Source organism: Pseudomonas turukhanskensis, assembly GCF_027922365.1.
Lineage (GTDB): Bacteria > Pseudomonadota > Gammaproteobacteria > Pseudomonadales > Pseudomonadaceae > Aquipseudomonas > Aquipseudomonas turukhanskensis.
In genome coordinates, this window is sequence record NZ_BSFN01000004.1 from 67688 (window position 1) to 88263 (window position 20576).

The following is a 20576-nucleotide window of genomic DNA, read 5'->3' on the forward strand; positions in this document are numbered from 1 at the left end:
TGGAAAAGTGTCATATATTTGCACCCAGAAAAGCGCCGCAGACGGTTGTGGCGCTAAAACAACAACAAGAGGATTTCGCGATGTCCCAGTCGTTACTGGACAAGAGGGTAGTCGTCACCGGCGGCTTTGGCGCCCTGGGCAGCACCCTCGGCAAGTTGCTGGCCGAGCGTGGTGCACGGGTGGCCCTGCTGGACCGCAGCGAGGCGCCGGCGGCGTTGCTTGCTACCGCCGATCTGATGTGCGTGGGCGGGGTGGACCTGACCTCCGCCGAGTCGGCCAAGGCCGCCTTTGCTCAGGTGCACGAAACACTCGGAGGCATCGATGGCCTGGTCAATGTGGCCGGCGGCTTTGCCTGGGAAACCCTGGAAGGCGGCAGCCTGGACACCTGGGACCGCCTCTATCAGATGAATGTGCGCACCGCTGTGGTCAGCTCCCAGGCGGCTTTGGCCTTTCTGCTGGACTCCACGGCCGGGCGTATCGTCAATATCGGCGCCCTGGGCGCGGTGAAAGCCGGCATGGGCATGGGCGCTTATGCAGCGTCCAAGGCCGGTGTGGCGCGTCTGACCGAGGCGCTGGCTGAAGAATTGAAAGATCGCAACGTCACCGTCAACGCCGTGCTGCCAAGCATTATCGACACCCCGGCCAACCGCGCCGATATGCCCGATGCCGACAGCAGCCGCTGGGTAACGCCAGCCGCGTTATCGGCCGTGGTCGCCTTTCTGCTCAGCGACGAAGCTGTGGCCGTAACCGGCGCGCTGCTGCCAGTGAGTGGCCGCGTATGAGACTGGTGACGTTTGTAGACGCCATCGGCATCGACCGGGCCGGTGCACTGTTGGATAACGACCAACTGGTGCTCGACCTGCAGCGTACCCACCACCTACTGCGTGGCCACGACAGTGCTGCGCTGGTGAGTATTCTGGCGCTGGTCGAGGCCGGAGAATCCGGTTTGGAGTTGGCCCGCTGGCTAGTGGCCAAAGCACCCCGGGAGACGGTGCTGGAGCGCCAGAGCGTAAAACTGCGCGCACCCATTCAGCCACCCCCGCAAATGCGTGACTGCTCCTGCTTTGAGCTGCACCTGAAGCAGAGCTTCGCCGCTGCCCGTCGCGCCCGTGCCTTGCGCACCGAAGACCCGGAAGCCACCTTGAAGGCTATGAACACCCGCGCCGATGACCGGGTGATCGAAACCTTCAATAAGCAACCCATCTATTACAAAGGCAACCGCTTTGCCGTGATCGGCAACGACGACGAATTCCTTTGGCCGAGCTTTAGCCGAGCGATGGATTTCGAGCTGGAGTTCGGCTGCTACATCGGCAAGCGCGGCAAAGACATCAGCCGCGAGGCGGCCCGTCAGCACATCGTCGGCTACACCATCTTCAACGACATGAGCGCCCGCGACGCCCAGGCGCTGGAGATGCCCGGCATGCTTGGCCCGGCGAAAAGCAAAGACTTCGATACCGCCAACATCATGGGCCCGTGCCTGGTGACGGCCGACGAGCTGGGCGACCCCTACGACTTGAATATGATCGCGCGGGTGAACGGTGAGGAGTGGGGGCGTGGTAACACCCGCGATATGCGCTGGACCTTCGAAGACGTCATCGCCCATGTGTCGCGCTCGGAAACCCTGTACCCCGGCGAGTTCCTCGGTTCCGGCACGGTGGGCAACGGCTGCGGCCTGGAGCAGCTGCGCTACCTCAAGCCTGGCGATGTGGTGGAGCTGGAGATTGAAGGCATTGGCGTGCTGCGTACGCAAGCCGGCACTAAGGCGGCGAGCAAAGCAGAACAAACGGCATAAGGCGGACGAATTCACTTACAAGTCATGAGTGAATTCTATGTACAGAAACTAAAAAAGTGTCTTATATTGCATCGCGGCTTACCGCCGTGACGCCCTGAGTAGGAGGCAATCATGCTAACAAGAACAAGCCCCGTATTGTCCGATGGCACCAAGGTCGCTGACCTGATTTACCCATCTAGCCGCGAAGTGCAGATGCGCGTGTTGTCTGACCGCGAAATTTACGAGCTGGAGATGGAAAAGATCTTCGGCAAAATCTGGGTACTGCTGGGCCATGAGTCGGAGATCCCCAACTCCGGCGACTTTATGGTCCGTGACCTGGGTTCCGATTCCGTCATCGTGGCCCGTGGCAAACAAGGTGAAGTGTTCGTCACCCTCAACGTTTGCCCGCACCGCGGCATGCGCATCAGCACTGCTGACTGCGGCAACACGCAAATCCACAAATGCATCTACCACGGTTGGGCCTTCCGCCCGAACGGCGACTTTATCGGCTCGCCGGTGGAGCGCGAGTGCATGCACGGCAAGATGCTGCCTAAAGAAGAACTGGGCCTGAAGAAAGCTCGCGTTCAGCTGTACGGCGGCCTGGTGTTCGCCACCTGGAACATCGACGGGCCGTCCTTTGACGAGTTCCTCGGCGACGCCAAGTGGTATTACGACATGCTGTTCTGCCGCTCTGACAAAGGCATGGAAGTACTCGGCCCTCCGCAGCGCTTTATCGTCAATGCAAACTGGAAAACCGCTGGCGAGCAATCGGCAGCCGACGGCTTCCACACCCTGACCCTGCACCGCTGGTTGGGTGAAGTGGGTAACTACGCCAAGAAAGGCGAGGGCGAAACAACGGCTGATCTGAGCCCGGAAATGTACGGCGTGGAAATCAGCTCGCCGCACGGCCATGCCCTGCGTTGCATCGACCTGGCGCGCAAGATCAAACGCCTGACTGGCCTGGACCCGGCCGAACTCACCGTGCAGCAAAAGCTCGAAGCGTTGCCGCCGGCCGGCATGACCCGCGACATGGTTGAGCAACTGGCGAACAACCTCAGCGACGACCAACTGCAGGTGCTCACCAGCATGCCGCCGCAAGTGGGCGGGATGTTCCCGAACATTCTTTTCGGCTTTGTTTACATTCCGCAGCCAGACGGCACCGTGGTCGGCTCCATGACCCTGCACGCCTATGTGCCGCAAGGCCCGGACAAGCTCGAGTTCGTGAACTGGATCTTCGCCGAGAAAGACGCGCCGCCAGAGTTGCGCGACAAGATGCTCAAGCAGACCATCCAGTTGTTTGGCACCTCCGGCATGGTTGAGCAGGACGACTCCGACACTTGGCCGCACATGACCCTCGCCGCCAAAGGTGCCATGGGCCGCAAGAGCACGCTCAAGTATCAGGCGTGTTTTGAAACCGGCGCTCCGGAAGGCTGGCCGGGCCCGGGTATCGTCAACGAAGGCTTTACCAAAGACGACACCCAGTGGCACTGGTGGCTGTACTGGCATGAACTGATGACGGCATCGGACGAAGAAAAAGAGTCCTGATTCCGTGCAAGCCGGCGGCCGTAACAGGCCGCCCGTTCACCTGCATTCACTCGTACAAGAATAAAAAGTAGGAGTAACCCATGACTGAGGTTCAACAACGCGGCGTGGAAGATATCCAGCCGGGTTCCCCCGTCGGTACCAAGCGCGTGCCAGTGGGCTCGCCGCTTTACAACCACGTGGTCACGTTTCTGTATGAGGAAGCCACGCTGCTCGACCAGATTCGCCTTAAAGAATGGTCAGAGCTGCTGGATACCGATCTGATCTACACCGTACCGCTGCGCCAGACGCGCACCGCCTCCGAGCTGAAAACCACCATCGTGCGCACCACCCAGCATTACCACGATGACTACCGCTCGATCCTGGGCCGCATCTTGCGCCTGTCCGGCAAGAGCGCCTGGGCCGAAGACCCACCCTCGCGTACCCGTCGCCTGGTCACCAACATCTTTGTTGAAGAGACCGCCAAGGCGGACGAGTGGGTGGTGACCAGCTACCTGCTGCTGACCCGCAGCCGCTTCAAGGACCACCACGTCGACATCATCAGTGGTGAACGCCGTGATGTGCTGCGCCGTGGCGAAAATGGGTTGAAGCTGGCACGGCGTGAGGTGATCCTCGATCAAGCCGTGTTGGGTACGCCGAACTTGGCGGTGTTCCTGTAAACGACGCCGTCGCTCTTCGTAGGGTGTGCTCCGCGCACCAACGGGCAAACGCATATGGCCCTTGGTGCGCGAAGCACACCCTACGCTGACGGCGTTGGCGTGAACACTTCCTGCAGCCACGCGTTATCGGTGGCACACAACCGTTGCCCTTCATTACTGAAATCCAACGTTGACCCCTTCATTCGCAACGCCTGCTCGGCCCGCTCGGGCTGCTGGGTGAAGCAATGCCCGGTATTCACTGCATGCACCTGCGCGTCCAGGTTGTACGCGCGCCCCATCGAGATCAGCGTGCAGCGCCGCAGCAACAGCGCCGCCTCGGCCACGTCTTCTGACAGATTGCTCAACGCCCACTTCGCCATACCTTCGCGCAGGTTCACTCCGGCGTACGCATACGGCCCCTCGATATGCGTGCCGTCGATATCCCACGTCAGGTCTTCATTGCCGTCGCGCACCAGGGTCGCGCGGGTGCGCTGATTGACCCGCTCGCCCACAAAGATGTCGTAGCGGCGCTTTTCGCTACCCCGTGCTGCAGTCGCAATCGCCAACCCCGCCAGGTCCAGCAGGTGCGTGCACTGGTGGTTGGCATCGGTTTGTCGGGTTACTGAGTGGGCGACCCTGCTCAACGGCATTCCCAGCAACTGCTGTAACTGCGCGGTGGCTTGCGGGCACGCGGAGTAGGGGAAGCGCAGCGCTTCGCCGCCGATAGCCGTGACGCTCCCGGCCTCATGGCGCACCCAGACGCGGAAGTGATGGAAGTCGTCTTCCAGGGCGGCGCGCACCTCGCCACCGTACTCGGTGTAGTTGGCGATGATGTCTACGCGACGACGAAAACCGGCCATGCTCAATATCCTTGTTCTACTGCTGTTCAGTCGGGCGAAATCGGTTATATTTGAACACTATAACCAATTATGTTCATCAAAAAACAAGAAAAGGAGGGGCTATGGCTCTGCTCAATGAACAGGTGGCGGTCATTACCGGCGCTGGTGGCGGCATCGGGCGCGGCATTGCGCTGAATTTCGCCAAAGAAGGCGCCGCCGTCGTGGTCGCCGAGCTGGATGCCGCCAGCGGCGAAGCCGTGGTGGCAGAGCTAAAGGCCCTGGGCGGCAAGGCGGTGTTTCTCAAGACCGACGTGTGCAAGAAAGCCGATATCGAAGCGGCCGTGCAGTTGGCGGTGGATGAGTTTGGCGGCCTGGATATTCTGGTCAACAACGCCTTCGCGCCCACGCCCAACGTGCTCCTCGAAGAAAAAACCGATGCCATGCTCGAGCAAACCCTCAACTCGACCGTGTGGGCGGCCTGGTGGGCGATGAAAGCTGCACTGCCACATATGAAAGCGCGAGGCGGCGGCAAGATCATCAACTTCTACTCGATCGATATCGAGATCGGCGCTTGGCTGCACGGCGACTACAACACCGCCAAGTCGGCCATCGTTGGCCTGACCCGCAGTGCGGCGTCCGAGTGGGGCCGGTTCAATATCCGCACCAACGCCATCGCCCCAACGGCGATGGGCGCGACCTTCCACAAGCTGGCGGCGGAGACGCCCGGGTTCGCGGAAATGTCCGCGTCGATGCGCCCGTTGGGCCGCTCGGGTGATCCGGAAACGGATATTGGCCCTGTGGTGGTGTTTCTGGCGTCCGAGATGTCGCGCTATATCACCGGCGAGACCATTCATGTGGATGGTGGGTTGCATTTGCCGGGCTACAACTCTCGCCCCAAAGGCGTGGCGTTTCGCGAGTATTGAGTTGCGTCAGGCATAAAAAAACGCGGTCAGATGGCCGCGTTTTTTATTGCGTACGCTCTACGATCATATGCTCGGTCTTGATAACCGCACCGTCGTCCCCGCGAAGGCGGGGACCCATAATTTAGCGGCGAGCGCCGTTTCCTGAAAGAAACTGGATTCCCGCCTTCGCGGGAATGACGGTGTATGGGGCCAAACGTTTATTTCTTCGACACGGTGATATTCGTCGTCTCTAAGTCCCACGTCCCTGGCGTTTTCCCTTCATCACGCAGCTGATACTTCAACACCCGCCCCTGCGGGTTTTTCGGCAGGCTGGTGCGAAATTCGATATAGCGTGGCAGGGCGTAGTAGGGCACCGAATCGGTCGCCCAGTGGAACAGCTCTTCAGGCTGCAACGTCGCCCCTTCATGCAGTATCGCGGTCACTTTTACATCGTCTTCGCCCTTGTCGGACGGCACCGCATGCACGGCGACCTCGGCCAACGCCGGGTGTACGGCAAAGGCGGCTTCCATCTCGAAGCTGGAGATGTTTTCCCCGCGCCGACGCAGGTAGTCCTTTTTGCGGTCAACGAAATAGAAGAAGCCGTCGTCGTCGAACCGGCCAATGTCGCCGCTGTGGAACCACATATTGCGCATCAGTTTTTGCGTGTCTTCCGGACGGCGCCAGTAGCCTTGGAACATGATGTCCGGGCGCAGAGGTCGCACGACGATCTCACCTGGAGTACCGGGCGGCACTTCCTGGTCGAGGTCATCGACAATGCGTACATCGAAGTCGGGAATACGTTTACCCGAAGAACCCGGCGCGGCGTATTCGCCGGCGGCCAGCGAGGTGATCACACAGGCTTCGGTCAGGCCATAGCCATTGCCACCCACCAGCTTGGTTCCAAAGCGCTCACGCCAGATCTTTTTGGTTTCTTCGGTGTAGGGGTTGCCGCGTGCGGTGTGGATTTGGCCGACGCAACGCAGCATGGCGTCGTTGTCTGGGGCCTGGGCCAGCAGCCCGCCCATGCCGCCGAGAATGGAGGCGATAGTGGCGCCGGAGCGTTCCACTTCCTGCCAGAAGTTCGAGACCGAGAAGCGCGGCAGAATGGCGGCGCGCGCGCCTACCAGAATGCTGGCGATGATCGACACGCACAGGGCGTTCATATGGAACAGCGGTAGCGGAGTGATGGTGACATCGTCCGGGCCGGCGGGGCCTGCGCGCAATTGCAAGCGCGCCAGGTTGCACATGAAGTTGTAGCTGATCATGCAGCCCTTCGAGGGCCCGGTAGTGCCCGAGGTGTAGATAAGGCAGGCGAGGTCGGATGGTTGCGGTTTGGTCGCCAGCGGCGTGGCATCACTGCCGCGGAACTCGTCCAGCGGGGCGATGCGAATGCTGCACTCGGGAATCTGTTCCGGTGTGCCGCGATGCAGAATGTGGTGCACGTCGTGCAGTTGTTCTGCCAATGGCGTGATGCGTGCCAAGTACGCCGCTTCGCAAATCACCACCGAGGTGCCGGTATCGGCAATTTGATGGCGCAGGAATTCGCCTTTCAAGGCGGTGTTGATCGGCACGCTGACGGCACACAGCTTGTTGATGGCCAGCCAGGTGGTGACCGCATCGATGTTGTTATCGAGCATGGTCAATACGGTTTCGCCGGGCTTTACCCCAAGGCTAGACAGTGCGTTGGCCATTTTGGTCGATAGTGAGTCAACCTCGGCGTATGTGTATAACTCTCCGCTGAAATCCAGCAATACTTTGTCTGGATGTCGCGCCACCGCACGATCTAGTGCTGCAATGACAGTGTCTCGTTCTCCCACTGCCCACGTGTCTGGATTTCCAGTGCTGCCCATGAGTTTTCTCCGTTTAGGCAGCCTCAACGACTGATCTGCCTGCTTTTATTTTGAAGAGAGAACCGGATTCTAAATACAAACTTCGGAAATGTCTTTAGCAAAGAGTTGAACATATAGTGTTATTTATGCACAGCTCTTGTGCTAATGTTTCGCATCTTTAGCCTCCATGAGCCCAACCTTTCATGCCAAAACGCGCAGCCACGAAAGCCGAAACAGCCTCGCCAGCCCCTAAAACAAAGAAAACTGCTGCGCCAGATGCTTCGCTGCGCACGGTAAAACCGGCGGCCAGAAACAGTGCGGCGGGTGTCAAAGTTAAGCCCAATCGGCGGTCCGAAGAGACCATCGCCAATATCCTCAAGGCCACTGAAGAAGTGGTGCTGATGTCTGGCGCGGACCGCATTTCGATTCTCGATGTGTGCCAGGTAGCAGGTGTGTCGCGCGGCACGTTCTACCGCTACTTCTCGTCGCAAGAAGACTTGTTGGACACCTTTTCCCGGCACAAACGCGAGAGTTTCCACACCTCGCTGTCCCAGGAGCTGGGCCATATCAGTGATCCCGAAGCGCGCCTGAATGCGCTGTTTGCCTACCTCGACAACTACCTGGAACAGAGCCGTGCTCGCCGGCTGTTGGTGGTGGCGCCGGACTATGCGCTGGGCTTCTTCCGCCGCATTTTCCACGACTCGATCGTGCGCTTTCAGGATGGCCTGGGCATCGTGTTCGATGATTGGGACGACCGCCTGGGCGTGCGTCTGGACCGTGAACTGATCTGCGAGATGATCATTCGTTATGTCTTGAGCGAAATCCTTGTGCCCGAGGCCGCCGGCCGTCGCTTATTCCCGGTGCGTGTAAAAAAACTGATCGGCGCGTTGATCATGGGTTCGACTTCGCGCACCCGCCGCTAATCGCGTTTTACACCGCGCAACACCGCCAAAGCCCCCGTATCTCGGGGGCTTTGCGTTTCTGCCTGCTGCATTTCCCTGTGACCCCATTCCGTTCGTCCCCCTCCATTCGCGGCACTCGCCGGTAAAACTGACACCCAGTCGACACCTCTAGAAGGCTCTGGCACGGGCTTCTACGCGCCGACTGAAAATAATATGAACAGATTTTTGATTTCTGCTCATTTTAAATTTAAGCTCTGGCCTCAGCAGCGAGCCTTTCGGCATTCCTTTTCGTGGCTGACCACGTAAAAGCGCCGCGCTAACAACCAACAAAAAAGTACCAACCTTGAGGTGCCTAGCCATGCTTATTGATCTCCACGCACACGCTCCCCATCCGGGCTATTACAACCAGCACCCACACTGGGGCCCGTTCTTTGAGCAACACCCCGACGGCGATATCAAGCTGCGTGTAGGCGAGTGGATTCTTGGCTTGGGGTCGCCGGAGCGTAAGGCGGCTGTGCGTTCGGGCAATGGTCCGAAACTGGAAGAATATTTCGCTCGCTGGGCAGACCCGAAAGTGCGCCTGGCCGGCATGAACGCTGCGGGGCAAAACCTGCAGGTGGTCTCGGTGCCGTCGCACTGCTACATGTACTGGACCGAAGCCGAGTTCGCCGTACCGTTTGCCCGCAAGGTGAACGAAACCCTCGCCGAGTACTGCTCCGCCGCGCCGGACCGCCTGATGTACTGGGCCCACGCGCCGCTGAACGTGCCGGAAGCGGCTGCCGCTGAACTGCGCTACGCCTGCACCGAACTCGGCGCGAAAGGCCTGGTGGCCGGTGGCGCCAACTTTGGTGGTCTGGAATACGACTCGCCGGAACTGGATGTGGTGTGGCGCACGCTGTGCGACCTCGACTTGCCCATCTTCGTACACGGCTACAACCAGTCGGTTACCTGGGGCAAAGACGCCAACACCGACCGTTACGAAACCACCGCCATCGTTGGCATGCAGTACGACGAAAGCCGGTGCTTCTGGAACCTGATCTGCGGCGGCGTGCTCGATCGCTTCCCGGACCTCAAGGTGTACATCACCCACGGCGGCGGCTACGTGCCGTACCAGTTGGGCCGCCTGGCGAAAACCAACGAAAACCTGGACGTGAAGTACAACAAACGTCCTTTCCTCGACTACATGAAGAACTTCTACTTTGACGTTGAGCTGCACGAAGTGCCCATGCGCCAAGCGCTGGTCGACATCATTGGCGTGGACCACGTGCTCTACGGCAGCAACTTCGGCGGCAGCGATGCCGTGCGTCACGATCTAACCCATGGTTTGAAACTGTCCGACGCGGACCTGAACAAAATCCGCTACGAAAACGCCTGCCGGTTGCTGCACCTCGATCCGGCCAAATTGGGCCAGGTAGGTGCCTGATGAAGCTGGCGCGTTGTGAGTATTTTTCTACTGGTGCTTTTTGGGCTGTGGTTGATGTCGCTCAGGATCAAGTGACGCCGATTGCCGGCGACTTTGAAGAGTGGGCCCCGGCTGTTGCGGCAGGCCGTGGCATTAGCTCGCTGCGCTTTTCCGGGCCAGCATTGCCACTGTCGAAAGTGCGCTTGCTGCCGCCTATTGAGCGAGTAAATCGCGTGGTGGTGGCCGGTGCTAACTACGCCAAACACCTGGTGGAATTCGGCTTGAGCGCACCGGCCCAGCCAGTCGCGTTTCTCAAGGCCTACGGCGCGCTGATCGGCGCCCACGACCCGATCCGTTTTCCGCCACTCACCGAAGAGCTGGATCACGAAGTGGAGCTGGTGGCGGTGATTGGTAGTAACGAGATCGACCTGGAAAACCCGCTGGCCAGCGTGCTCGGTTACACCGTGGGGAACGACGTCAGCTCCCGCGATTTACAGCGTAGCGGTCCGCCGGGTATCGGTATGGACCTCTTCGCCGCGAAAAGCCAAGACCGGACAACGGGCCTGGGCCCCTGGATTGTCACCAAGGACGAGTTTCCCGAGGGCTCGCCCAAGCTGCGCCTGACGTTGAAAGTGAACGGCGAAACCAGGCAGGACGGCAACACTGCCGAAATGACCTGGGACGTCGGCCAACTCATCAGTTTTGTGCAGCAGCGGTCCAGCTTTGCCTGCGGCGATGTGCTGTTCACCGGCTCACCCGCCGGCGTCGGCATGGGCACCGGGCTGTATTTGAAAGAGGGCGATGTGGTCGAAGCCAGTGTTGAAGGCATCGGCACCTTGCGCAATGTGGTCAGCGAAAAGAACCGTGGCTAACGAGAGCAAACGATGAATAACCAAAAAGAAAAAGTAGTCGTGGTCGGCGCCGGTTTGATGGGCACCGGCATTGCCCACGCGTTCGCCAGCTCCGGGTTTACCACCGTGCTGGTGGACACCAATGCAGCCTCACTCAGCCAAGCCAAAGCCAGCATCGAAAAGATTCTGGGCGACGGCGTGCGCTTGGGCAAAGTCAGCGAAGAAAAGGCCAAAGAATCCTTGGCCAATTTGCACACCACCGGTGACCTCAGCGAAGCCGCTGCGGGCGCTAATTTGTTGGTGGAAACCGTCTCCGAGCAGCTTGCTGTTAAAAAAGCAGTGATCAGCCAAGCCGCGCCTTTGCTGGCGGCGGACGCGATTATCGCCACCAACACCTCGGCCCTGAGCGTGACTGAAATTGCAGCATCGGTGGACTGCGCCGACCGCGTAGTCGGCATGCACTTCTTTAACCCCGTGCACAAAATGAAGTTGGTCGAGTTGGTTCGCGGCTTGGCAACTACCGATGAAGTGGTCGCCCGCACCCGTACCTATTGCGAGCAAATCGGCAAGACCTCCATCGTGGTCAATGAGTCCCCCGGCTTGACCACCAGTCGCATGTCCGCGCTGCTCGGCAACGAAGCGATGTGGATGTTGCAAGAAGGCACGGCCACCGCCGAAGACATCGACACCGCGTTGCGCCTGGGCTTCAACCATCCGATGGGGCCGCTGGAACTGGGCGACCTCACCGGATGGGACACGCGCTTGTCGGTACTGCGTTACCTGCACTCCACCTTGGGCGAGAAATTCCGCCCGTGCCCGCTGATTATCAAAATGGTCGCGGCGGGGCGGTTTGGCCGCAAAACCGGGCAGGGCGTGTACCGCTATGAAGATGGCAAACAGGTTCCTGGCTCAGGCCTAAAAGCGAGTGCGCTATGAAAGAGATTGTCATCGTTGATGCGGTTCGTACGCCCATTGGTAAATTCCGCGGCAGCCTGGCTGGTGTTCGGGCTGACCACTTGGGCGCGCTGGTTATCAGCCGCCTGCTAGAGCGCGTGGATGTGTCACCGTCGCTGATCGATGACGTGATCTTCGGCAACGTCACGCAGATCGGTGAGCAGTCGGCCAATATCGCCCGCACCGCGTTACTAGGTGCGGGTTGGCCGGTGACCATTCCGGGGCTGACCATCGACCGCAAATGCGGCTCGGGGGAGGTGGCTGTTCACTTGGCCGCTGGCGCGATTGCCAGTGGCGGGGCGGATATCGTGGTGGCGGGCGGCGCGGAAAACATGAGCCGCGTGCCCATGGGCAGTAACCGTGAAATTCACGGTGAGGCCTTTGGCTGGATGGCCATCGAGCGGTATGAGCTGACCAGCCAAGGCGAGGCGGCCGAGCGCATTGTCGATAAATGGAAGCTAAGCCGCGATCAACTGGATGACTTTGCCTTTGCCAGCCACCAGCGCGCCGCTGCGGCGTCCGATGCTGGGTATTTCGATAACGAGATCGTCCCGGTGCCGGTAGAGGAACTGCGTGAAAAAGCGTTGACCGAACCTGCCGCTATTCTGAGCCGCGACGAAACCATTCGCCGCGACACCACGCGGGAAAAACTCTCCACGCTAAAGACCAGTTTCCGCCCGGAGACCGGCCGGATTACCGCCGGTAACTCCTCGCAGATTTCCGACGGTGCGGCGGCCTTGCTGCTGATGAGCGCAGAGACCGCGAAAAAGCTCGGGCTTAAACCCCGGGCGCGTATCCGTGCGTTCACCACAGTCGGCTCCGACCCCACCTTGATGCTCACCGGCCCCATCGCCGCGACGCATAAAGTGCTGGGCAAGGCGGGACTGCGCATCAACGACATCGACCTGTTCGAGGTTAACGAAGCCTTCGCCTCGGTGCCTCTGGCCTGGATGCTGGAAACCGGCGCACCGCACAGCAAGCTGAACGTGAACGGTGGCGCCATTGCCCTTGGCCACCCGCTGGGCGCCAGTGGTGCGCGGTTGATGACCACCTTGCTCAATGAGCTGGAACGCACCGGTGGACGATATGGCCTGCAAGCCATCTGCTGCGCTGGCGGCATGGGCACGGCCACCATTATCGAACGGCTCGACTAAGGTGCCGCGCCTGCCGCTGGTACCGCTGGCCGCCATGCCGGCGGCGTTGCAGGACGCCGTCGCGCATGGCCAACAGAACCGCATGCTCAGCTCCACCACGCCCGTGCAGGTGTGGGCCCATCGGCCCAAAGCGGCGCTGGCGTGGTTGGCGTTGATGGACAGCCTGCACAGCGACAGTGTGCTGGACGAGCGCTTGCGCGAATTGGTGCGCCTGAAGATCGCCAGCATCACCACCTGCCAGGCGTGCCAGTTGGCGCGCAAGTCCGACACCGTCACTGAGCAGGACATCGCCTGCTTGAGTAGCGCCAGCGAGCATTTCACACCCACCGAGCAGGCGGCGTTGGCGTATGCCGAGTTGTTTGCCAGCGATTACATGGCCATTGGCGACGAGCACTTTGCCCGGTTGGATGAGTTCTTCAGCACTGAGCAGGTGGTGGAGCTAGGAATGTTTTGCGCGTTGATGCTGGCGGGTGGGCGGATGACGTTTGTGCAGCAGGCCTATTAGCCGTTTTGTACGAGCCAGCTTGCTGGAAAATCCTGGAAACACAGCGTTTGCAAGGGTTCGCCAGCAAGCTGGCTCCTACAGGATCGACGACAGTTAATCAAATTGTGTAAAAACGTCCAATAACTATCGCCATAAGCCTAGTATTGGTCACGGCCCGAGCGCCTATCCCATAAATAAAGACAAAAATAACGGAGACGATCATGTCTACAGCAGCACAGAGCGATCTGGTCAAAACATTCACCGATGTGGCCAGCAACTACAAGGGCACCAGCGATATCGACCTGCACGCCACTTACCGTGACATGCGTGCCAATTCGCCTGTGCTGGCAGACAACTTTATGAACCGCCTGGGCGTGCCGTCCATTGCGGGCTTGGACGCCAATCGCCCCACCTTCACCTTGTTTAAGTACGACGACGTGATGAAAGTGATGCGTGACGCCACGACGTTTACCAGCGGCTTTATCGCCGAAGGCCTAGGCGCGTTTTTTGATGGTCTGATCCTTACCGCCATGGACGGTGATGCGCACAAGAACATCCGCAACTTGCTGCAACCGGTGTTTATGCCGGAGACGGTCAATCGCTGGAAAGAAACCCGCATCGACCGCGTGATTCGCGAGGAATACATCAAGCCCATGGTGCCGAACAAAGGCGGCGACTTGATGGACTTCGCGCTGTACTTCCCGATTCGGGTGATCTACTCGCTGATCGGTTTTCCCGAAGACCGTCCTGAGAAAATCGAGCAGTACGCCGCCTGGGCCCTGGCGATCCTAGCGGGCCCGCAGGTAGATCCGGAAAAAGCTGCCGCCGCCCGTGGCGCCGCCATGCAGGCCGCGAAGGCGCTGTATGACGTGGTTAAAGACGCGGTCGCCGAGCGCCGCGCCGAAGGCGGCACCGGTGACGACCTGATCAGCCGCTTGATACGCGTGGAGTACGAAGGCCGCTCCCTGGACGACCACGAAATCGCCACCTTTGTGCGCTCTTTGTTGCCGGCCGCCAGCGAAACCACCACCCGTACGTTCGGCACTTTGATGTCGTTGCTACTGGAACACCCCGAAACCCTGGAGCGTGTACGCAACGACCGCAGCCTGGTCAACAAGGCCATTGACGAAGCGGTGCGCTTCGAACCCGTTGCCACCTTCAAAGTGCGCCAGGCGGCCAAGGATTTGGAGATTCGCGGTGTGCAAATTCCGGCGGGAGCGATGGTGCAATGCATCGTCACCTCAGCCAACCGCGACGAAGAAGCCTTCGAAAATGCCGATAAGTTTGACATTGACCGCAAGGCCAAACCTTCCTTTGGTTTCGGCTTTGGACCGCATATGTGCATCGGTCAGTTTGTGGCCAAAACCGAAATCAACTGCGCGCTCAACGCCATCCTCGACCTGCTGCCCAATATCCGTCTCGACCCGAGCAAACCGGCGCCGGAGATCGTCGGTGCGCAGCTGCGCGGGCCGCATTACCTGCATGTTCTCTGGGATTGAGTAGGCAACGCTGACCCGTAGGGTGTGCTGCGGGCACCAAGCGATCTCCTCGATATCGCAATGGTGCGCACAGCACACCCTACGGATTTTTGTCGCTTATACGAATTAATATGAACACATTCAAAATATGTGTTTAATTAGAGCGTAACGTGCACTATGATTCAGGCACAACAACAAGCCCGAATGCGAAGGGGAAAACAATGAAAGTTGAAGATCTGATTCTCGTCAGCGTCGATGACCACGCGATCGAGCCGCCAAATGCCTTTGCTCGTCATATGCCAGCCCGTTTCAAGGGGCGTGAGCCGCATGTGGTGAAAAAGGGCGACCGTGATGTGTGGGTGTTTGAAGAGCAAGCCACTGGCTATATGGGTCTGAACTCGGTAGTCGGCCGGCCGAAAGAGGAATACGGCATGGAGCCGCTGGGCTACGAGCAAATGCGTCGTGGCACCTGGAACATCAAGGACCGTGTCGATGACATGAACGCCAACGGTGTGCTCGGCTCGCTGTGTTTTCCAACCTTCCCGGGCTTTGCCGGGCAACGTTTCCAGATGCACGCCGATCGCGAAGTGTCCTTGGCCGCTATCCAGGCCTACAACGACTGGCACCTGCACGACTGGTGCAACGCCGCACCGGGCCGTTTTATTCCGCTGATGATCGTGCCGTGGTGGGATATGAAAGCTGCCGCTGCCGAAGTGGAACGCTTGGCCAAGCAGGGCGTGCACGCGCTGTCGCTCTCGGACAACCCGTCTATCCACGGTTACCCGTCGATCCACAGCGATTACTGGGACCCGCTGTGGAAAGCCTGCAGCGATAACAAAGTGGTCATCTGCTGCCATATCGGTACGGGCGTCAAAGCCAGCCACGCATCCGACGAGTCTCCCATCGATGCCTGGATCACCTCGATGCCGATCTCCATCGCCAACTCGGCGGCGGACTGGATCTGGGCGCCGATGTGGAAGAAATTCCCGGACCTGCGCATGGCGCTGTCCGAAGGCGGTATTGGCTGGATTCCGTATCTGCTTGAACGTGCGGACTTTACCCACCGTCATCACAACGCCTGGACCAACTCCAACTTTGGCGGGCAGATGCCGAGCGACATCTTCAACAAGCACTTCATCACCTGCTTTATCGAAGACAACTTCGGCCTGCAGAACCTCAAGTACCTGAACACCGACATGGTTACTTGGGAAAGCGATTACCCGCACTCCGACTGCACCTGGCCGAACTCGCCAGAAACCGCCTGGGAAGGCTTGCAGCACCTGGACAAGGCGATGATCGACAAGGTCACTCACCTGAACGCCATGCGCGAGTTCTCGTTCGACCCGTTCGCCATCCATGGCCGCGAAAACTGCACCGTTGGTGCATTGCGCGCCCAGGCTCGCCACGTCAGCACCGAACCGGCCCTGGGCTTGGGTGGCGCCGACCACGGCCGGCATGACGACAAGCCTGTGACCTCCGGCGATATCAACCGGATGTTCGCCGACGCTGACGCGCAAACCGCGTTGTAAGCAGAAGCTGCGCCTGATCGTGGATCAGGCGCAGACGTCGCTCCTGTGGTCGCTCCGTCCGGGGCGATTGCGCCTGTGTTCACCGCCCGAGAGCGCATATGGCCATCAGTCAATTTACCTACAGTCGTCTGCCTGCCGAAGCCGAAGCGCTTCGTGCCGAGGTACGCGCCTTTATTCAAAAGACCCTGGCGGACTATCCCGTAACCCTGCGTGCGCAGAGTTGGATGGGGTTTGACGCTGAGTTCAGCAAGAAGCTGGGTGCCAAGGGCTGGGTCGGCATGGCCTTGCCCAAGGCATACGGCGGCGCGGAAGCCGGGCCATTTGCCCGTTACGTGATCATTGAAGAGTTGCTGGCCGCCGGTGCGCCGGTGTCGGCCCACTGGATTGCCGACCGGCAAAGCGGGCCATTGATCAACCGGTTCGGCACTGACGCGCAGAAGCAGCATTACCTGCCAGCGATTTGCCGAGGTGAAAGTTACTTCTGCATTGGCATGAGCGAGCCCAACTCCGGTTCTGACCTGGCCTCTATCAAAAGCAATGCGGTGCGTGACGGCGACAGCTGGGTGCTCAATGGCCAAAAGGTCTGGACCACCAACGCCCATCATTCCAATTACATGATTGCCCTGGTGCGCACCGGCGAAAAACAGGCAGCGCGCCACGACGGCATGTCGCAATTTATCGTCGACCTCAGCCTGCCGGGCATCACCATTCGGCCGATCCGCGACCTGGCCGGTGGCGAGCATTTCAATGAAGTATTTTTCGACAACGTGCGGGTGCCGGCTGATGCATTGATCGGCAGCGAGGGCAAAGGCTGGGATCAGGTGACTGCCGAACTCGCCTTCGAGCGCAGCGGCCCGGAGCGGTTTCTCAGCTGCATGGCGCTGCTGAAAACCCTGATCGATGCCGTTGGCAAAACCCCCGACGCGTTGCAAAGCCGCGAGATTGGCCGGTTGTCGGCCAAGCTGCTGACGCTGCGCAACATGTCGTTGTCGGTGACCGCGCAACTGGCGGCCGGCGAGCACCCGGCGTGGGCGGCCTCGTGTGTAAAAGACCTAGGCAACGTGTTTGAACAGGAACTGCCCGAAGTTGCCCAGCTGTTGTTAGAAACCGATCCACGCCAAGAGGGCGGCAGCGAGTATGCGCGCGTGCTGGCCTATCTCACGCAAATGGCGCCGTCATTCTCACTGCGCGGGGGCACTCGCGAAATTCTGCGGGGCATCATTGCCCGTGGGCTGGGGTTGCGATAATGCGCGAATTATTTGATGCGACGATTGAACGCCTGTTCACCGACCTGGCCACCCCAGCCTATGTGCTGGGCTGCGAAGGCGGCGAATGGCCAGCCGAGCTATGGGCCGCTATCGATGACTCCGGCTTTACTTTCGCCGGCGTGAGCGAAGCCCTCGGCGGTGCCGAAGCCAGCTGGGCCGATATGTACGGCATGGTGCGCGCGGCCGGGCGGTTTACGGTGCCGGCGCCATTGGGCGAAGCGCTGCTGGGTAACTGGCTGCTGAGCCAGGCCGGACTTGAGGGCCGGGCGGGATCGCTGAGTGTGGCGGTCAATACCGTGCTGGTTCTCGAAGCTGACCGGGTGAGCGGTATTGCCCATGCCGTGCCTTGGGGCCGCAATGTCGATGCCATAGTCGCAGTCGCCAGTACCTTGAGCGGTGCGCCGAGCGTGGTGTTGCTGCAACGTAATACCGCCAGCGAGGTAACCCTGGCGCTGAACGTCGCAGGTGAGCCGCGTGATGATTTGAGCTTCACCGATGCCCAGGTACTGGCCCAGGCTCCCTTGCCCGCTGGACTGGACGCCCGCGTGCTCGAACTGGGCGGCGCCATGTTGCGTGCTGCGCAAACGGCCGGGGCCCTGCATGCGCTGCTGGATATGACCGCCAACTACGCCCGTGAACGGCAGCAGTTCGGCAAAGCCATCGGCTCGTTCCAGGCGATTCAACAGCAACTGGCGGTGTTTGCCGAACAGGCCGCCGCTGCCGGTATCGCCGCCGAAGCGGCGTTTGCCGAATCCACAGACGGCCTGGCCGGGCTGACCATCGCCGCCGCCAAAGTCAGCACTGGCGAAGCCGCCAGTGTTGGCGCCGGCATTGCCCATTCGGTTCACGGCGCCATTGGCTTTACCGAGGAATACCCGCTGCATTTGCTCACCCGCCGCCTCTGGGCGTGGCGCAGCGAATTCGGCTCGGCCAGCCTATGGAGCCAACGCCTCGGCGAACAGATCTGCCAGGCCGGCAGCGAGGCCTACTGGCCGCTTTTGACCAGCCATAGCCAACAACCTCTAACCCGCCTTGCGAGTAATCCGGCATGAGCCCGTTTCTACAGATTGAGCGCGAGGACGGCATCGTCACCGTGCGCATGGACCACCCCGACACCCGCAATGCGCTGACCACCCCTGAGCAGATTCAGGAGTTCGTCGACCTGTGTGCCGAACTGCGCCGCGACCGTTCGGCGCGAGTGATGATCCTTACCGGCAATGGCTCCGCGTTCTGCGCCGGCGGCAACGTCAAGGACATGCACGAGCGCGCTGGCATTTTTGCCGGTGACCCGTACGAGTTGCGTAACACCTACCGCGACGGTATTCAGCGTATTCCGCTGGCCATTTACGAGCTGGATATTCCGGTGATTGCCGCGGTAAACGGCCCGGCCATTGGTGCTGGGCTGGACCTGGCGTGCATGTGTGACATCCGCCTCGCGTCGACCACCGCGTTATTTGCTGAAAGTTTTGTGCGCCTGGGCATCGTTCCCGGCGACGGCGGCGCCTGGCTTTTGCCGCGGATTATCGGTATTCCCAAAGCCAGCATCATGTCCTTTACCGGCGACGCCATTGACGCTGCCAAAGCCTTGGCTTGGGGCTTGGTGGAGCAGGTGTGCACCCATCAAACGCTGATGTCCGAAGCCCGCTCACTGGCCGAACGCATTGCCAGCAATCCCGGCCACTCGTTGCGCCTGTGCAAACGCCTGCTGCGCGAAGGCCAGCATATGCGCCTGGACTCGTTGCTGGAGTTGTCGGCGGCATACCAATCGCTGGCCCACCACACGCAGGACCACCACGAAGCCGTGAGCGCCTTCGTGGAAAAACGTAAGCCCGATTACCTCGATAAGTAACGGCCGCAGCCCTAATAAAAATTTGGAGTAGTGACGATGCGTGGCGTTTTCCGTGAAGACCACAATATGTTCCGTGAGCAGGCGCGCCGCTTTGTCGACCGCGAGATTGTGCCGTACCTGCATGAGTGGGAAAAGAACGGCATCGTGCCCAAGGAAGTCTGGCTGAAAGCCGGTGAGACCGGCCTGCTGTGTTCCACCGTGCCGGAAGAATACGGCGGCCCGGGCGGCGACTTTGGCCACTCGGCGGTGATGATTGAAGAATTGGCGCGGGCCAATGCCACTGCCGTGGGCTTTACCACCCATTCTGAAATCGTCGCGCCTTACATCGTGGCGTACGGCAGCGAAGAGCAGAAACAACGTTGGCTACCGCGTATGGTCAGCGGCGAGTTGATCGGCGTGATCGCCATGAGTGAACCCGGCATCGGCAGCGACCTGCGCTCCATGCGCACCCTGGCGCGCCAGGACGGCGATGACTACATCGTGTCCGGGCAAAAAACCTTTATCACCAACGGCGGTAACGCCGGCTTGATGGTCACCGCCACCAAGCTCGACCTGGCGGCCAAAGAACTCACCCTGATCTGCATCGAAGAAGACCGGCAAGGCTTCTCCAAAGGCCGACTGCTGGAAAAGATCGGCCTGAAGGGCCAAGACACCGCCGAGCTGTTTTTCGACGATGTGCGCGTGCCGGCCAGCAACCGCCTGGGCGAGGAAGGGCAGGGCTTTAAGTACCTGACCCACCAACTGGCGTGGGAGCGGTTGATCATCGCCATTCGCGCCGCGCAGTCCATCGAAACCCTGCTGAACGAAACCATCGACTACACCCGCGAACGCAAGGTGTTTGGCAAGCCGGTGCTGGACTTCCAAAACACCCGCTTCAAGCTCGCCGAAGCCAAAGCGCAGTTCACCATGCTGCGGGTGTTTGTCGACGACTGCCTGGCCAAGGTCATGCGCGGCGAACTGGCTCCGGATGTGGCCGCCATGGCGAAGCTGCTCGGTTCGGAAATGCAGGGCAAATTGCTCGATGAATTCCTGCAACTGCACGGCGGCTACGGCTTCATGAGCGAGTACAAAATCAGTCGGGCGTGGGTCGATGCGCGGGTGGCGCGGATCTACGGCGGCACCTCGGAAATCATGAAAGAAATCATCGGCCGAACCCTGTAGGCCACGCGGGAGTATGCGCAGGG

General features: G+C 60.2%; 19 protein-coding genes. 17 read left to right on the forward strand and 2 right to left on the reverse strand.

The features are described 5' to 3' along the window. The first annotated feature begins 80 nt into the window (after positions 1 to 80). From PKE98_RS08940 to PKE98_RS08955, 4 genes are all read left to right on the forward strand, one after another. On the forward strand, positions 81 to 782 hold the full coding sequence (locus PKE98_RS08940) for an SDR family NAD(P)-dependent oxidoreductase (RefSeq protein ID WP_271194935.1): 702 nt from the start codon (positions 81 to 83) through the stop codon (positions 780 to 782). Further along, on the forward strand, positions 779 to 1792 hold the full coding sequence (locus PKE98_RS08945; protein WP_271194936.1) for a fumarylacetoacetate hydrolase family protein: 1014 nt from the start codon (positions 779 to 781) through the stop codon (positions 1790 to 1792). The genes PKE98_RS08940 and PKE98_RS08945 overlap by 4 nt, the downstream gene beginning before the upstream one ends. Before the next feature lie 111 nt (positions 1793 to 1903). Then, positions 1904 to 3316: an aromatic ring-hydroxylating dioxygenase subunit alpha gene (locus tag PKE98_RS08950; protein WP_271194937.1), complete on the forward strand. Its 1413-nt coding sequence runs from the start codon at positions 1904 to 1906 to the stop codon at positions 3314 to 3316. A gap of 80 nt (positions 3317 to 3396) precedes the next feature. Next, positions 3397 to 3972 carry an aromatic-ring-hydroxylating dioxygenase subunit beta gene (locus tag PKE98_RS08955; RefSeq protein ID WP_271194938.1) on the forward strand — a complete coding sequence of 192 codons (576 nt, stop codon included), beginning with the start codon at positions 3397 to 3399 and terminating at the stop codon, positions 3970 to 3972. A gap of 80 nt (positions 3973 to 4052) precedes the next feature. On the opposite strand, the gene PKE98_RS08960 is transcribed toward PKE98_RS08955, so the two are convergent. Continuing rightward, positions 4053 to 4811: a DUF2889 domain-containing protein gene (locus PKE98_RS08960; RefSeq protein ID WP_271194939.1), complete on the reverse strand. Its 759-nt coding sequence runs from the start codon at positions 4809 to 4811 to the stop codon at positions 4053 to 4055. Positions 4812 to 4912: 101 nt separating this feature from the next. Between PKE98_RS08960 and PKE98_RS08965 the strand changes: the two genes are divergently transcribed. Continuing rightward, a complete protein-coding gene (locus tag PKE98_RS08965; RefSeq protein WP_271194940.1) occupies positions 4913 to 5713 on the forward strand; it encodes an SDR family NAD(P)-dependent oxidoreductase in 801 nt (266 codons plus the stop codon). 197 nt (positions 5714 to 5910) lie between these two features. Here PKE98_RS08965 and PKE98_RS08970 read toward each other — a convergent pair whose 3' ends face one another. Beyond that, the gene (locus PKE98_RS08970) at positions 5911 to 7542 is read right to left on the reverse strand and encodes an ATP-dependent acyl-CoA ligase (RefSeq protein WP_271194941.1); all 1632 of its coding nucleotides are present in this window, start codon (positions 7540 to 7542) and stop codon (positions 5911 to 5913) included. Between the two features lie 182 nt (positions 7543 to 7724). Here PKE98_RS08970 and PKE98_RS08975 point away from each other — a divergent pair, with 182 nt between their 5' ends. From PKE98_RS08975 to PKE98_RS09030, 12 genes are all read left to right on the forward strand, one after another. Continuing rightward, positions 7725 to 8444 carry a TetR/AcrR family transcriptional regulator gene (locus PKE98_RS08975; RefSeq protein ID WP_271194942.1) on the forward strand — a complete coding sequence of 240 codons (720 nt, stop codon included), beginning with the start codon at positions 7725 to 7727 and terminating at the stop codon, positions 8442 to 8444. A 337-nt stretch (positions 8445 to 8781) separates the two neighbouring features. Continuing rightward, on the forward strand, positions 8782 to 9846 hold the full coding sequence (locus PKE98_RS08980) for an amidohydrolase family protein (RefSeq protein ID WP_271194943.1): 1065 nt from the start codon (positions 8782 to 8784) through the stop codon (positions 9844 to 9846). Further along, positions 9846 to 10697: a fumarylacetoacetate hydrolase family protein gene (locus PKE98_RS08985; protein ID WP_271194944.1), complete on the forward strand. Its 852-nt coding sequence runs from the start codon at positions 9846 to 9848 to the stop codon at positions 10695 to 10697. The genes PKE98_RS08980 and PKE98_RS08985 overlap by 1 nt, the downstream gene beginning before the upstream one ends. 12 nt (positions 10698 to 10709) lie before the next feature. After that, positions 10710 to 11612 carry a 3-hydroxyacyl-CoA dehydrogenase gene (locus PKE98_RS08990; protein WP_271194945.1) on the forward strand — a complete coding sequence of 301 codons (903 nt, stop codon included), beginning with the start codon at positions 10710 to 10712 and terminating at the stop codon, positions 11610 to 11612. Continuing rightward, the gene (locus PKE98_RS08995) at positions 11609 to 12784 is read left to right on the forward strand and encodes a thiolase family protein (protein ID WP_271194946.1); all 1176 of its coding nucleotides are present in this window, start codon (positions 11609 to 11611) and stop codon (positions 12782 to 12784) included. The genes PKE98_RS08990 and PKE98_RS08995 overlap by 4 nt, the downstream gene beginning before the upstream one ends. A gap of 1 nt (position 12785) precedes the next feature. After that, positions 12786 to 13289 (forward strand): carboxymuconolactone decarboxylase family protein, encoded by a 504-nt coding sequence (locus tag PKE98_RS09000; protein WP_271194947.1) that lies wholly within the window; start codon positions 12786 to 12788, stop codon positions 13287 to 13289. 200 nt (positions 13290 to 13489) lie between these two features. Further along, on the forward strand, positions 13490 to 14767 hold the full coding sequence (locus PKE98_RS09005) for a cytochrome P450 (protein ID WP_271194948.1): 1278 nt from the start codon (positions 13490 to 13492) through the stop codon (positions 14765 to 14767). A 200-nt stretch (positions 14768 to 14967) separates the two neighbouring features. Beyond that, positions 14968 to 16275 (forward strand): amidohydrolase family protein, encoded by a 1308-nt coding sequence (locus tag PKE98_RS09010; protein WP_271194949.1) that lies wholly within the window; start codon positions 14968 to 14970, stop codon positions 16273 to 16275. A gap of 98 nt (positions 16276 to 16373) precedes the next feature. Further along, positions 16374 to 17522 carry an acyl-CoA dehydrogenase family protein gene (locus PKE98_RS09015; protein WP_271194950.1) on the forward strand — a complete coding sequence of 383 codons (1149 nt, stop codon included), beginning with the start codon at positions 16374 to 16376 and terminating at the stop codon, positions 17520 to 17522. Next, entirely contained in the window at positions 17522 to 18595 is a 1074-nt protein-coding gene (locus PKE98_RS09020; RefSeq protein ID WP_271194951.1) for an acyl-CoA dehydrogenase family protein, read from the forward strand. Before PKE98_RS09015 ends, PKE98_RS09020 begins: the two co-directional genes overlap by 1 nt. Beyond that, positions 18592 to 19392: a crotonase/enoyl-CoA hydratase family protein gene (locus PKE98_RS09025; RefSeq protein ID WP_271194952.1), complete on the forward strand. Its 801-nt coding sequence runs from the start codon at positions 18592 to 18594 to the stop codon at positions 19390 to 19392. Before PKE98_RS09020 ends, PKE98_RS09025 begins: the two co-directional genes overlap by 4 nt. Before the next feature lie 36 nt (positions 19393 to 19428). After that, positions 19429 to 20553 carry an acyl-CoA dehydrogenase family protein gene (locus PKE98_RS09030; protein ID WP_271194953.1) on the forward strand — a complete coding sequence of 375 codons (1125 nt, stop codon included), beginning with the start codon at positions 19429 to 19431 and terminating at the stop codon, positions 20551 to 20553. The last annotated feature ends 23 nt before the right edge of the window (positions 20554 to 20576 follow it).

Excerpts from the sequence above, each read along its gene's own strand:
- PKE98_RS09030 (WP_271194953.1), top strand. The coding sequence starts at position 19,429 with ATGCGTGGCGTTTTCCGTGAAGACCACAATATGTTCCGTGAGCAGGCG.
- PKE98_RS08960 (WP_271194939.1), bottom strand. The coding sequence starts at position 4,811 with ATGGCCGGTTTTCGTCGTCGCGTAGACATCATCGCCAACTACACCGAG.
- PKE98_RS08965 (WP_271194940.1), top strand. The coding sequence starts at position 4,913 with ATGGCTCTGCTCAATGAACAGGTGGCGGTCATTACCGGCGCTGGTGGC.
- PKE98_RS08985 (WP_271194944.1), top strand. The coding sequence starts at position 9,846 with ATGAAGCTGGCGCGTTGTGAGTATTTTTCTACTGGTGCTTTTTGGGCT.
- PKE98_RS09020 (WP_271194951.1), top strand. The coding sequence starts at position 17,522 with ATGCGCGAATTATTTGATGCGACGATTGAACGCCTGTTCACCGACCTG.
- PKE98_RS08950 (WP_271194937.1), top strand. The coding sequence starts at position 1,904 with ATGCTAACAAGAACAAGCCCCGTATTGTCCGATGGCACCAAGGTCGCT.
- PKE98_RS08975 (WP_271194942.1), top strand. The coding sequence starts at position 7,725 with ATGCCAAAACGCGCAGCCACGAAAGCCGAAACAGCCTCGCCAGCCCCT.
- PKE98_RS09005 (WP_271194948.1), top strand. The coding sequence starts at position 13,490 with ATGTCTACAGCAGCACAGAGCGATCTGGTCAAAACATTCACCGATGTG.
- PKE98_RS09025 (WP_271194952.1), top strand. The coding sequence starts at position 18,592 with ATGAGCCCGTTTCTACAGATTGAGCGCGAGGACGGCATCGTCACCGTG.
- PKE98_RS09015 (WP_271194950.1), top strand. The coding sequence starts at position 16,374 with ATGGCCATCAGTCAATTTACCTACAGTCGTCTGCCTGCCGAAGCCGAA.
- PKE98_RS08945 (WP_271194936.1), top strand. The coding sequence starts at position 779 with ATGAGACTGGTGACGTTTGTAGACGCCATCGGCATCGACCGGGCCGGT.
- PKE98_RS08990 (WP_271194945.1), top strand. The coding sequence starts at position 10,710 with ATGAATAACCAAAAAGAAAAAGTAGTCGTGGTCGGCGCCGGTTTGATG.
- PKE98_RS08980 (WP_271194943.1), top strand. The coding sequence starts at position 8,782 with ATGCTTATTGATCTCCACGCACACGCTCCCCATCCGGGCTATTACAAC.
- PKE98_RS08995 (WP_271194946.1), top strand. The coding sequence starts at position 11,609 with ATGAAAGAGATTGTCATCGTTGATGCGGTTCGTACGCCCATTGGTAAA.
- PKE98_RS08940 (WP_271194935.1), top strand. The coding sequence starts at position 81 with ATGTCCCAGTCGTTACTGGACAAGAGGGTAGTCGTCACCGGCGGCTTT.
- PKE98_RS08955 (WP_271194938.1), top strand. The coding sequence starts at position 3,397 with ATGACTGAGGTTCAACAACGCGGCGTGGAAGATATCCAGCCGGGTTCC.
- PKE98_RS08970 (WP_271194941.1), bottom strand. The coding sequence starts at position 7,542 with ATGGGCAGCACTGGAAATCCAGACACGTGGGCAGTGGGAGAACGAGAC.
- PKE98_RS09010 (WP_271194949.1), top strand. The coding sequence starts at position 14,968 with ATGAAAGTTGAAGATCTGATTCTCGTCAGCGTCGATGACCACGCGATC.